Genomic DNA, 12,836 nt, shown 5'->3' on the forward strand with positions numbered 1-12,836 from the left:
AAAGTGAAGAAATTAAGCGTAATAGGCGCGTTGGTGCTTTTGGTGTTGCTGCTGGCAAAATGCCAGAAAGCAGCCCAGTTCCCTGCAGATAAATATGACGAGCGTTTATCAGGAGGCGATGCCACTGTGTTTGATATTACCTCGCACTCGTTTGGCAATATGTTTCCCGGACTTTCGGGCTATGATGCAGAGGTTCACGGCTTAGGTGATGCAGCATTCAGCAAGATCTTTGTTACTGCGCCTGCACCTATTAACCCGGGGTTAGGAACTATTTTCAATAACAATTCCTGCATTTCGTGCCACCATAATGATGGGATCGGCCTGCCAACTGCCGGCGAATCAAATTCGTCGCTGTTAATGCGGATCAGCATTCCCGGTACTGACGAACATGGTGGACCGCTTGCCGCGCCGGGTTACGGTTTACAATTGCAGGATAAAGCCGTTTTTGGAAAAACGCCTGAGTGTAAGGTTAATATTACATACAACGATGTGACATATAACTTTCCTGATGGCGAAGCGTATGCCTTACGTACGCCTACTTATACACTAAGTAATTTGTATACGGCTCTGTCGGCCGGATATATGTTGTCACCGCGCCTGGCACCGCCAATGTATGGTTTAGGATTGCTGGAAGCAATACCTGAAAGTACCATTGTTGCCATGGCCGATCCTAACGATGCCAACGGCGATGGCATAAAGGGGCATGCAAACTATGTTTGGGATGTGGCAACGCAATCGCGCAAATTAGGCCGTTTTGGATGGAAAGCCAATACTGCATCTATACTTACCCAGGTAGCAGCTGCTTATAACCAGGATATTGGTATCACTAATAAGATATTCCCGGTTGAAAACTCTTTTGGCCAGGTGCAGTATGATAACTTGAAGGATGATCCGGAATTGGCAGATAGTACACTAAATGCCGTGAGGTTTTATGTGGCTACGCTTGCAGTGCCGGCGCGTCGTGATGTTACGGATGCTACTAATAAAAGGGGGGAGCTGTTATTTAAACAAGGGAAATGTGAAAGCTGTCATCGCCAAACCCTTACAACCGGGGTAAATGTAGCTTTTAAACCTTTGTCAAACCAGGTTATCCATCCTTATACCGACATGCTGGTGCATGACATGGGCACTGGCCTTGCCGATAACCGCCCCGACTTTTTAGCCGGAGGGCAGGAGTGGCGTACAGCTCCGCTTTGGGGCCTGGGATTGTTTGAAAAGGTCAATTATCCGGGCTATTACCTTCATGATGGCCGTGCACGGAGTATTACCGAAGCCATTATGTGGCATGGCGGTGAAGCGGAATCATCAAAAGTTTTCTTCAGTACGTTATCTAAAGTTGATAGGGACGCGATGCTAAGCTTTTTAAAGAGCTTATAATTTATTTCCTGATGAAATTGAAAGCGATATGGAGTAATTCATGCCGCTTTTTTGTTTGATAAAGCCCTATTTAAATCCATGTCATTGCGAGTGCAGCGTGGCAATCGCATGCTATACAGGGCGGACATGCTTCCGTGCGGTTGCCACGCTGCGCTCGCGAAATGACATGGTTTTTGTTTGTTTTTCCATGCAGCTTTTATCTTCCCAACACCTGTGGTTAAAAACAATCGCAATAAAAGTTCTATAAATTCTCTAATTCAATAAATTCGAGTTCAGACAAACCCACCGCAACAAAAATTATACACCGGCAATTCATTAACCGTTCATAAAAAATGCGTTTTTTAGCAGATTGAAAAAATATCCTAATTTTATTTAATGCGTTTTTATTGGTTTTTGCTTATCGCGTTTATATGTCCGCTCATAGTTTCGGCACAAACCGGTACTATTACAGGTAAGGTAGTGCGGGCTGATACCAAAAGCCCGGTAGCCAATGCCAGCGTGTTTTTAAACAATGCCACTTATGGCACTTCCACTGCCGAGGATGGGACCTTTACTTTGGCTGGTGTTAAGCCAGGCCAATACCAGCTGGTGGTTACCGGAGTAAGTATTGAAGAATATTCCACAACTGTATTAGTTGGTAAAGAGCCTGCAAAGCTAAATATCGAGGTTAATCAAAAAGTGCTGATGCTGCGCGAAGTAGTGATCAGCAGCAGCGCCGACTGGAAAAAGAATTACGAACTGTTCCGCAAGGAATTTGTTGGCGATACCGAAAACGGCAAGGAGTGTAAAGTTACCAACCCACATATTTTAAATATTATCTACCACAGGGGAAAGCAGCAGTTGGAAGCCTCTGGCGATGAGTTTTTGGTGGTAGAGAACCTGGCCTTAGGCTATCGTACCAAATTTTTGCTCAAAAACTTTTTGTATGATGCTATTGAGCATACCATATCCTATTCGGGAAGTGCGCTTTTTGAAAACCTGCCCGGCAGTGCAGCACAAAAGAAACTCTGGAAGCAGAAACGCGAACAAGCCTATTACGGATCGGCCCAGCATTTTTACCGTTCGCTTTATAAAGGAACGTTAAAACAAGAAGGGTTTGAAGCGCATGATTTTACAAGGCAAATTAATCCCGAACGCCCTGAAGAAGCTGTGTTGATGCAAAAGATGAAAAAATACCGGGAAGGCCCGCGCGATTCGGCCATGCGTTATTATAACCTGTCGAAGATGACCAAATGGTACCGGGAAAACCTCGCTAAGCTGCCTTACCAGGAGTTTGAGATTTTGCGTAAAACACCACAGGATGGCATTTATGCACTTACCTTTCCGCATTTTTTATATGTAGTATATACGAAACGCGAAGAGACTACCGAGTTTAAGGACGTTTATCATCCGTTGGATATGCCCAATTATGAAACCAGTATCATGACCAAATATTCGGGCTATATTGCATTTGATATGAATGGCATTGTGGTATCAAGCCCGAGCCCGCTTTATGAGGGCTCATGGTCGAAGGCTAAGCTTGGCGATCTGCTGCCGGTTGATTATGAGCCGGGGGATTGATTAATTTCAGGAAGACTTTGCTTATTTCGAATTATATTTGCCGCCACCATCGCAGATATAATTCTTGTTACCATCCTTTATGAAATATATAAGCTATTTAGTGTTAGCTGTTGTTTTTGTTGCGCAGGGAGTTTCAGCACAACAAATAGTATTTAAAGACCAAAATTTAAAATCGGCTTTACTTAAAAGAGGCTATGATTTTAATAAAAACGGCGAAATAGAAGTATCCGAAATTGACACTGTGGCGAATTTAAACATTGCCAAAAGTGATATTAGGCTGTTAGATGATTTAAAATATTTTAAAAGTTTAGAAAGGGTTTATGCAATGTCTAACCAGATTGCGAACCTGGATGTGTTTTTTGACAATAATACGATTAAGGAAATTTATATCGGAGGCAATGTTCTCGGAAAAAAGTTGACGCTAAAGAATCTCAGAAATTTGACCGTTTTGGCGGCGGCCCATAATGACTTGGAAACAGTCGAATTAAATGGCACTGATAGCATCAGGCAACTTTATTTACAGAGCAATGCGTTTAAAAACATCAAATTGGAAAACCTGACTAATCTCAGCGTATTAGAATTAATAGATAATAAGGCGTTAAAGACTATTGACATCAGACTAAACGTTGCTCTCACTTACATTGGACTGCTTTCAACGGCTGTATCCCAATTAGATATTTCCAATAACAAATTGCTGTCAACGTTTTATGTAAGTAATACTGTGAAAGTAATAAAGAGTGCCGGTCAGGAGAATTTTAAGTCCGCACCAGTTATAAGAGAGATTCACTAAAATGTGTAATACTTTATGTTTGCCTAAACTTAGTGTCGAATCAATGAGCAAATAATTAGTTACATTTGCCTGCATAAATCATATGAAGTTTATTTATCAAACATGGTGGAAGGTTGCGGCTGTTTTGCTGGTGCTGTCTACCTTTTACACCGGCCTGGTTTTCAAAGCGCCGAGACTGCCAATTATTCACGAAACCATCCGTAATTTGTATTTTCACGTACCCATGTGGATGGGCATGCTGACTGTTTTTGTGGTATCGGTTTATTTTAGTATCAAATACCTGCAAACGGGTAAAGAAGAGCACGACCTTGCCGCCGTTGAGAGTGTTAATACCGGCTTGCTGTTTTACACCTTGGGCCTTTTAACCGGTATGCTGTGGGCAAAATTTACCTGGGGCGAATTTTGGAGCGGCGACCCCAAACAAAATAGTGCGGCCATTGCATTTTTGTTGTACTGTGCTTACCTGGTGCTCCGTAACTCTATTGATGAGGAGCAGAAGCGGGCCAAGATTTCGGCCATCTACAATATCTTCGCTTTCCCCATCATGATTGTGCTGATATTTGTTTTGCCCCGCATGACAGATTCATTACACCCCGGCAGCGGCGGTAACCCTGCATTTGGTAAATACGACCTTGATAACGGTATGAAGATAGCCTTTTACCCGGCTATGGCAGGCTGGAGTTTTATTGCCCTTTGGATAGCAACTATCCGTTACCGCATCCGTTTAATTGAGAATAAGAAGAACGCTATAAATTAAGATGAAGAAATTAACGCTTTTATTGCTACTGCTTACGTTTTGTACCGCTGTTTTTGCACAACCAGGGCAGCAGGTTGAAATGGCCGATGCCCTGCGCCAATCGGGAAAAATTTACGTGGTTGTAGCAACTATTTCCATAATTTTTGTTGGACTGGCTATTTACCTGTTTACTATAGACCGCAGATTAAAAAAAGTCGAAAACGAAAAGTAGTTCAAATAATATGTTTAAACAATTTAAACATATCATTCGTAACGGTGTTGACTGGTGTATAGGGCACACTAACTAAGAAATATTTGCAATATTGATAAAAATTGTACCAAATTTGCTCACTTTTTTAAGAGATTAATATTTATACAATAGTTATGGCTACGAATATTTTGATTGCCGACCAGGAAACACACTTCTTCAGCGACGTGTGCAAAAACTTCGATCATGCTGCCCAATTCACCAAACACGATGCAGGCCTGCTTGATCAAATTAAATCATGTAACAGTGTTTACCGCTTCCGTTTCCCCATTCGCAAGGGTAACAGTTTTGAGGTAATTGACGCCTGGCGTGTGGAGCACTCGCACCACCAGTCGCCAACCAAAGGAGGTATCCGCTACAGCGAAATGGTGAATGAGGATGAGGTAATGGCCCTCGCCGCGCTCATGACTTACAAATGCGCCATTGTTAACGTTCCGTTTGGCGGCGCCAAAGGCGGTATCAAAATAAACCCTAAAAACTACACCGTAAGCGAGCTGGAAAACATCACCCGCCGTTATACCGTTGAGTTAATCAAAAAGAACTTTATTGGCCCAAGCATTGACGTGCCGGCACCTGACTATGGATCGGGCGAGCGCGAAATGAGCTGGATTGCCGATACTTATGCTACCATGAACCCCGGTCAGCTGGATGCTATGGGCGCTGTAACCGGTAAGCCTATCGCGCTGCATGGTATCGCGGGCAGGAGGGAAGCTACCGGCCGTGGTGTGGCCATCGCCACCCGCGAGTGCGTAAGCGTTGGCGAGGATATGCAAAGGATTGGCCTGTTGCCGGGTTTATCGGGCAAAAGGGTAATTGTGCAGGGCCTTGGTAATGTAGGTTACTATTCGGCTAAGTTTTTATCCGAAATGGGGGCAATAATAGTCGGCTTATGCGAATTTGAAGGCGCTATTTATAACGAGAACGGTTTAGATATCGAGGCTGTATTCCAGCACCGTAAGGCAACAGGTTCTATTTTAGGATATGCTGCCGCGATACAGGAATTTACCAATACCATGGAAGGCCTTGAGCAGCCATGTGATATCCTGGTACCGGCAGCTCTTGAAAACCAGATCACCGAAGCAAACATCCGCAACATACAAGCTAAGATCATTGTTGAAGGCGCTAACGGCCCAACATCGCCAGAGGCTGAAGCGATATTTTATGCTAATGGCGGGATGATTGTACCTGACATGTTTGCCAACGCCGGTGGTGTAACAGTATCCTATTTCGAATGGTTGAAAAACCTGAGCCACGTAGCATTCGGCAGGATGAACCGCAGGTTTGAAGAAAACTCGAATCTTAACCTGGTAAATATGGTTGAAGGTATCACCGGTGTAGCTTTAACTTCGGTGCAGCGTTCTACCATTATTAAAGGCGCATCAGAACTTGAACTCGTAAATTCGGGACTGGAAGATACCATGATCCGCTCATACCACGAGATCAGGGAAATTTACAAAAGCAACCCTGAGATTGGCACCCTGCGTAATGCAGCCATGGTTGGTGCTATCAATAAAATAGCAGTATCGTACCAAAATTTAGGGATCTGGCCATAATTAAGGATTTAATAGTTTTAATATATAGCGAGGTGGGTTTGAAAAAGCCCACCTCGTTTTTTGTTTTTAATTATGCCGCGATAGGGGTCGCAGCGGATACCGGCCACTGAGCGTAAAGCCTGCAGGCGTATGAGCGTAGAGCCCGGGCCGAAGGCATCGCAAATAAAACACTATAATAAATAACCGTCATTAAGGAACGAAGCAATCCCCGACTTTACAGAGCAGCCATGTAAATGTCCTTGTATAGTTCGCGATTGCTTCGTTCCTCGCAATGACGCTGATTTGCATTCAATCAAGAATGATTCTAAATAATACATATGTCTTGTAATAAACATTATTCGCTGCACGTTTTGTATTTTTGCAAATCGTTATTTTAATAATATAAACCGCGGATGAAAAAAAGTGCAATTTTTGGTCTTGTTGTTATCGCTATAGCCATAGCGGTTATCATTAGTGTTTATTCAAGCTCAAGCACCTATGCTACCTTTGCCGAAGCGCAGCAAACCAGCAGTGAACTGCATGTAATAGGCCATTTCAGCAAGGGAAAGGAAATGGTTTATGACGCTACTAAGGATGCCAATTATTTTTCATTTTATATGAAAGATAATAAAGGCGAAGAGCGTAAAGTTGTTTTTACCGGTACCAAACCGGAAGATTTTGAGCGTTCGGAGCAATTGGTACTTACCGGCCAGATGGTTGGCAGCGAGTTTCATGCCTCAAAGATCCTGATGAAATGTCCATCCAAATACACCCAGGATAAGTTAGAAGTTACAGAAGCGAAGGCTAAACAAGCCAGCATTTAATCATTTTTGATGAATACAGTTTTTAAGGGCGAACACCTTTTACCGGGACAAATCGGCCAGTTTTTTATTGTTCTTTCGTTTGGTGCAGCCCTGCTGTCATTTATAAGTTACTATTTTGCTACTACAGATGATGCCGGTAAGGCCGACAGCGGCTGGCAGCGTTTAGGCCGTTTAGGTTTTTACGTAAATTCTATCTCTATTTTAGGAATGGGCACCTGCCTGTTCTATGTGCTTTATAATCACTATTTCGAGTATCATTACGCCTGGGCCTATACCTCGCGTTCGCTGCCCGTTTATTACCTGGTATCGGGTTTCTGGAACGGACAGGAGGGCGGCTTTTTGCTTTGGGCCTTTTGGCAGGCCGTTTTAGGTAATGTACTTATTGCAAGGGCTAAATCATGGGAGCGCCCGGTAATGACTGTTGTTGCCCTGTCGCAGGTTATTCTGGGAACCATGGTACTGGGTATCGATATCTTTGGCCAACGCATTGGTAGTTCACCATTCTTGTTGTTACGTAATTCAGGTATCGAAGCGCCTATATTCTCGCAGCCAAACTATCTCGACTTTATAAAAGACGGACAAGGGATGAACCCATCGCTGCAAAATTACTGGATGGTTATTCACCCGCCTACCTTGTTCCTGGGCTTTGCTTCAATAGTTGTTCCGTTTGCTTACGCGGTTGCCGGGCTTTGGCAAAAACGTTATAAAGAATGGGTGCAGCCTGCTATATCGTACGCCTTGTTTGGTTCTATGATATTGGGTACGGGAGTGATCATGGGTTCGTTTTGGGCATATGAGTCATTGAACTTCGGTGGTTTCTGGGCCTGGGACCCGGTTGAGAACGGTTCGATATTTCCGTGGTTAACCATGGTTGCGGCATTGCACGTACTTATTGTATTTAAAAATACAGGCCATTCCTATTTTACAGCTACACTGCTGGTATTGCTGAGTTTTGTACTGGTATGGTACACCTCATTCCTTTCAAGAAGCGGTATCCTGGGCGAAAGCTCAGTTCATGCTTTTACCGATTTAGGTATGTTCTGGCAACTGGTTATCGGCATCCTGATATTCCTTGTTTTATCTGTTTGGGTTTTGGTATGGCGATGGAAAGAATTGCCAATCACCAAAAAAGACGAAGAAACTTACTCGCGCGAGTTTTGGATGTTTGTTGGTTCAGTGTTTTTAGGGTTATCATGCTTTCACCTTATTGTAGTGACATCGGTACCTGTATGGAATGCCATGTTTGGTACCAAGATTGCACCTCCTTCTGATGCTGTTAAGCATTATAACGTAATCCAGTCGTCATTTGCGTTTGTGGTGACTTTACTTACCGGTTTTACGCAATTCCTGAAATATAAAAAGACCGATATTACCCGGTTCTTTATTACTACCGGTGTTTACCTTGTGTTTGCCATACTGGTAACAGCGCTTGTTGTTTACTTAACCGGGGTTTATCGCCTTAATTTCGTATTCAATCTGGTAATGTGCGGTTCGGTTTATTCAGTTATTGCCAATGCCAAAGTATTGGTTGATGCCTTTAAAGGTAAGTTCAAGCTGGCCGGCTCGGCAGTGGCGCACTTAGGTTTTGGCTTGTTGATGGTTGGCGCGGTGATAGCTGCAGGTACCAGTAAAGTAGTTTCTGAAAACGCAAGCGGTGTGGTTAATGTGCAGGGTTTTGATGCCAAGGCTGGTAATGCCCGCGAAAATATCATGATCTACAAAAACACCCCGGTAAAAATGGGCGATTATACAGTTACCTATCTTGGCGATTCGGTTTCATCACCATACCATTTTTACAGGGTTGATTATAAAAAGTTTGATGCCAATGGTAAACTGCTTGAAAACTTTGTGCTTAAACCCAAAGTGCAGGCCAGCCGTGATGCCGGAATGTCTTCATCGCCCGATACCAAACATTACCTGTTAAATGACTTGTATACCCATGTCACCGCTATCCCAAGCGAAGGTTTTGCCATGCAGGGCGAGGCCGGTCACGACGAAGGTAACGATGATAAAAACTACGATGAGCCTGTAGCCCATGAAGTTGCCATTGGCGATACCATCCGGTACCGCGACGGCTTCATGCTGGTTAAATCATTAAACAAACAGGCCACGGTACAAAATATCCCGCTTACTGCCAACGATGTGGCTATCGGCGCCAATATCGAAGTTCATGCGCATGATGGCAAGGTATATACTGCCGAACCTGTATTCATGATCAGGGGCGGTAACGTGTTTGATTTTGCCCGCAAGGTAGAGGACGCAGGTTTAAAACTGCGCTTTTCAAGGATCAACCCTGAGAATAAAAAAGTAGAAATCACTGTTTATCAGCAGCCGCAAAACAAACGCCCATGGATTGTGATGCGCGCTATCAGCTTCCCGTATATTAACTTTTTTTGGAGTGGTACTATCATTATGGTGATTGGCTTTTTGCTTTCTATCCAAAGGCGTAATAAAGAACTTAAAACCGTTTAACTGTTGTTAAATGGATATTACCAGGCATCAGTATGAAATAGCCCGGCAGGGGTTTTCTGTTGTTGAGCATATTTATACTGATTCTGAAGTAAAAGTCATCGTCGCCGCTATTGAAAACGCGGATAAAACCAGTCCGCTGTTCAGGCAAACAGATGACCTGTTTGCCATAAGACAGTTTTTAAAGGCTGTGCCCGAAATAAGCCCACTGATTTTTACGGGGAGATTAAAAACCTGCTTACAGCAATTGTTTGGTGACGGTTATTTTGCCGTTAAATCTATCTATTTCGATAAGCCCGAAACATCCAACTGGTTTGTAGCCTGGCACCAGGACCTGACCATTTCTGTTGATAAGAAAATTGAGATAGCAGGTTACGGCCCCTGGACGGTTAAGCATAACCAGTTCGCCGTTCAGCCCCCGCTTCATATTTTGCAGGATAACTTCACCATCCGGATCCATTTGGATGATACCGATGAAGGCAACGGGGCTTTGAAAGTGTTGCCAGGTTCGCATCTCAAAGAGATCTATCGTCCTGAAAATATCGACTGGCAGCAGGAAACCGAAGTAAGCTGCAATGTACAGGCAGGTGGTATCATGATCATGCGGCCCTTACTCATGCATGCCTCAAACCGTACTACCAACAACAAACGGCGTAGGGTAGTGCATATTGAGTTTAGCAGGACTGAATTGGCAGAAGGGATTGATTGGGCTGAAAGAATTTAATTATTCGGAAAGTCATATGTTTTTCCGGTAGTTCCGTAAGAGACACCAATGTCGATAAAAAAATCTCTAAGCATTTGATACTTTTGTGTGCACGGCACCCCTTCATCTATTTTTCTTGATTCAGATTCACTTCTTTGGCAGTGAAAACAAATGTCCAGGTGATCTATAACTTTACCTTTTTTGTCAAGAAAAACAATTGAGTTGCGCGGCTCAAAGCAGTTGGTGAATCCTACTATAAGGTAGTTCTTCATGCCGCTGTAACCATAGTTATAGATAATATCGGTGAAATTTTCTATCTCTTTATTAGTTAATATTTTCGATTGTTTAACATTGTCGTATTTCAAACGGTGATTTTCAATAATGATGCCCGGAATCGTATCCGGAGCTTGTTTAGGGTTTCGTATCGAATTACCTGCAGAGTCTATTATTATGTCCTGATTTGGTTGCCCTCCTCCCACATAAGATATTGCTATTATTTTAGCAGCAACTGAAAAAGGATATTTCTTTAATCGTTGAGCAACAGTAAACCTTTTTGTATAAATGCAATTATCAAATTCAGGTTTATAGCCCTTAATACTTTCACGCGTGTAGGTAACATGTGGTACAATTTTTCGCTTGAAAATATGTTTTACTTTTTGATGAACCGTTGTATCTGTTAAATAATAACCATTGCGACTACAGTTTGCGTAACAGGCAAGGTTTATCAATAACAAAAAGCAGGTAATCAATCTAAATTTCATCTGATAAAACTATAGATAAAATTGATTTTCTTACCCCTTCAAAAACGAAAGGATCTTAGCATTTACGGTGTCGGCCTTTTCAATCATGGGTAAATGTGCTGCGCCATCAACAGGGAAAAAGTCGGTCTTTAATACGCTGCGGATAGAATCGCTGAAACGTGGCAATACTGTTTTATCGGCTTTACCCCATATCAGTAATACGCTTTTGCCTGCACTGTTGAGGCAGGTATTGCTCTCACGACCATTTTGATTGTAATTGTACAGCGTTGAAACCAGCGCGTTTCTAAACCCTTTATACTCCATTTGGGGGAGGTAACGGTTTATCCACCCGGGGTGGTTTTTGGGATAAAGAAAATCGGTTGTTTGTCCTTTTGCTCTTTCGTCGGAGTTCACGGCTTCGTTATAAAGCGTGAAATATTGCGGAGCTACCGGCTTTTTTTGTTCATATACCGGGTCGACAAGGATTAGTTTGTTAACCATACCGGGGTGACTGCAGGTAAAATTGGTTATCACCGCGCCGCCAAATGATACGCCTGCTAAATTTATTTTCCCGTTTAATTTAAGTTGATTAATGAGATCGAGCAGTTGCGTATTGTAAAGCTCCTGGTTATAGGGCACATCGGGCCTGTCTGAATAGCCGCGGCCATACATATCATAGCGTAATACCCGGTATCCTTTTTTTATCAAAAAATCGTACGTTGGGTCCCAGATATAATAGGGTACGCTAAAACCGTGAACAAGTATAACAACCTGGGCGCTGTCAGGGCCTTCAAGCTGGTAATGGGTTACGCCCTGACTTAATTTGATAAAGCTGCCAGGGATGTTTATGCGGCTGGCATCGGTTAAGGTTTTGGTTTCTTTATTGTTATATCTATAGAAGCCGTATAGTATTAATGACGCGGCCCCGACAAGAAATATCACAATTATAATGCTTACTTTAAGTATTTTCATGCGGTATTAGATGTTGGTTTCTAAAATACAGAAATATTTATACTACAGTTAGTTAAATAATTATATCTATTGTAAAGAATATATGAACATTACCATAATAGGCTCCGGTAACGTAGCTACGCACATGGCAGCGGCCTTTAAGAATGCCGGACACCGTATTGTACAGGTATACAGCCGCGATATGCAGCATGCCGCGCTTTTAGCCTACCATGTAGCTGCCGAAGCTGTTGATAACCTTGACAATATTAATCCCGATACAGGATTGTTTGTTGTTTCGGTTAAGGACGATGCTATAACGACTGTTGTTAAAGCGTTGTCGGCCCATAAAAAGTTAATAGTACATACATCGGGCTCAACCGATTTGAACAGTTTGCTGGCTTTTACCCCGAAGGCCGGTGTATTTTATCCCCTGCAAACGTTTAGCAAGATAAGAGAGGTTGATTTCCGATCTGTCCCGCTCTGTCTTGAAGGTGCTGATGATGGTATACTTGCTGATTTAAAGCAGCTGGCATTTACCATCAGTAATAATGTATATAGCGTTAACTCCGCCCGGCGCAAAATATTGCACCTTGCCGCGGTATTTGCCTGTAATTTCCCCAATTATTTGTACGGAGTTGCCCAGGACCTGCTTGCGCAAAATCAAATGGAGTTTAACATGCTGCGCCCTCTGATCCTGGAAACTGCCCAAAAAGTGCTTGAGCAGGAACCGCGCAATGTACAAACCGGCCCCGCAGTACGTAATGATGAGGGCACTATGGCTACTCACATGCAGATGCTGAACGAGATGCCTATGTTACAGGAAGTTTATACTTTATTAAGTCAGGGTATTATCAAAAACAATAAAGGGTTTACCGCACCCGAGTAA

Annotated in this window: 12 protein-coding genes; 10 read left to right on the forward strand and 2 right to left on the reverse strand. The window is 43.0% G+C overall.

Annotated elements, in window-relative coordinates; all coding sequences use genetic code 11:
* Positions 1–3: 3 nt before the first annotated feature.
* The 9 genes from IEX80_RS00135 to IEX80_RS00175 all read left to right on the forward strand — a co-directional run bounded on the left by IEX80_RS00135 (position 4) and on the right by IEX80_RS00175 (position 10,280).
* Entirely contained in the window at positions 4–1,377 is a 1,374-nt protein-coding gene (locus IEX80_RS00135; protein ID WP_188831558.1) for a di-heme oxidoreductase family protein, read from the forward strand.
* Between the two features lie 375 nt (positions 1,378–1,752).
* Positions 1,753–2,937: a carboxypeptidase-like regulatory domain-containing protein gene (locus tag IEX80_RS00140; RefSeq protein ID WP_176623706.1), complete on the forward strand. Its 1,185-nt coding sequence runs from the start codon at positions 1,753–1,755 to the stop codon at positions 2,935–2,937.
* A gap of 79 nt (positions 2,938–3,016) precedes the next feature.
* Complete coding sequence (locus IEX80_RS00145) at positions 3,017–3,727, forward strand: leucine-rich repeat domain-containing protein (RefSeq protein ID WP_176623708.1); 711 nt, start codon at positions 3,017–3,019, stop codon at positions 3,725–3,727.
* 82 nt (positions 3,728–3,809) lie between these two features.
* A complete protein-coding gene (ccsA, locus tag IEX80_RS00150; RefSeq protein WP_175489901.1) occupies positions 3,810–4,484 on the forward strand; it encodes a cytochrome c biogenesis protein CcsA in 675 nt (224 codons plus the stop codon).
* Between the two features lies 1 nt (position 4,485).
* A complete protein-coding gene (locus IEX80_RS00155) occupies positions 4,486–4,695 on the forward strand; it encodes a CcmD family protein (protein WP_090524403.1) in 210 nt (69 codons plus the stop codon).
* Between the two features lie 152 nt (positions 4,696–4,847).
* The gene (locus tag IEX80_RS00160) at positions 4,848–6,284 is read left to right on the forward strand and encodes a Glu/Leu/Phe/Val family dehydrogenase (protein ID WP_188831559.1); all 1,437 of its coding nucleotides are present in this window, start codon (positions 4,848–4,850) and stop codon (positions 6,282–6,284) included.
* Between the two features lie 392 nt (positions 6,285–6,676).
* On the forward strand, positions 6,677–7,087 hold the full coding sequence (locus IEX80_RS00165) for a cytochrome c maturation protein CcmE domain-containing protein (RefSeq protein ID WP_090524409.1): 411 nt from the start codon (positions 6,677–6,679) through the stop codon (positions 7,085–7,087).
* 9 nt (positions 7,088–7,096) lie between these two features.
* Positions 7,097–9,559 carry a cytochrome c biogenesis protein CcsA gene (gene ccsA, locus IEX80_RS00170; protein ID WP_188831560.1) on the forward strand — a complete coding sequence of 821 codons (2,463 nt, stop codon included), beginning with the start codon at positions 7,097–7,099 and terminating at the stop codon, positions 9,557–9,559.
* A 10-nt stretch (positions 9,560–9,569) separates the two neighbouring features.
* Positions 9,570–10,280: a phytanoyl-CoA dioxygenase family protein gene (locus IEX80_RS00175; RefSeq protein WP_188831561.1), complete on the forward strand. Its 711-nt coding sequence runs from the start codon at positions 9,570–9,572 to the stop codon at positions 10,278–10,280.
* Here the strand turns inward: IEX80_RS00175 and IEX80_RS00180 are convergent.
* Both IEX80_RS00180 and IEX80_RS00185 read right to left on the reverse strand, forming a co-directional pair.
* Entirely contained in the window at positions 10,277–11,020 is a 744-nt protein-coding gene (locus IEX80_RS00180; RefSeq protein WP_188831562.1) for a hypothetical protein, read from the reverse strand. The two genes, IEX80_RS00175 and IEX80_RS00180, sit on opposite strands and share 4 nt — an antisense overlap.
* A gap of 30 nt (positions 11,021–11,050) precedes the next feature.
* A complete protein-coding gene (locus IEX80_RS00185; protein ID WP_188831563.1) occupies positions 11,051–11,971 on the reverse strand; it encodes an alpha/beta fold hydrolase in 921 nt (306 codons plus the stop codon).
* Between the two features lie 82 nt (positions 11,972–12,053).
* Between IEX80_RS00185 and IEX80_RS00190 the strand changes: the two genes are divergently transcribed.
* A complete protein-coding gene (locus IEX80_RS00190) occupies positions 12,054–12,836 on the forward strand; it encodes a Rossmann-like and DUF2520 domain-containing protein (protein ID WP_188831564.1) in 783 nt (260 codons plus the stop codon).

Origin of the sequence: Mucilaginibacter rubeus (assembly GCF_014643835.1) — a bacterium.
GTDB classification, from domain to species: domain Bacteria; phylum Bacteroidota; class Bacteroidia; order Sphingobacteriales; family Sphingobacteriaceae; genus Mucilaginibacter; species Mucilaginibacter rubeus.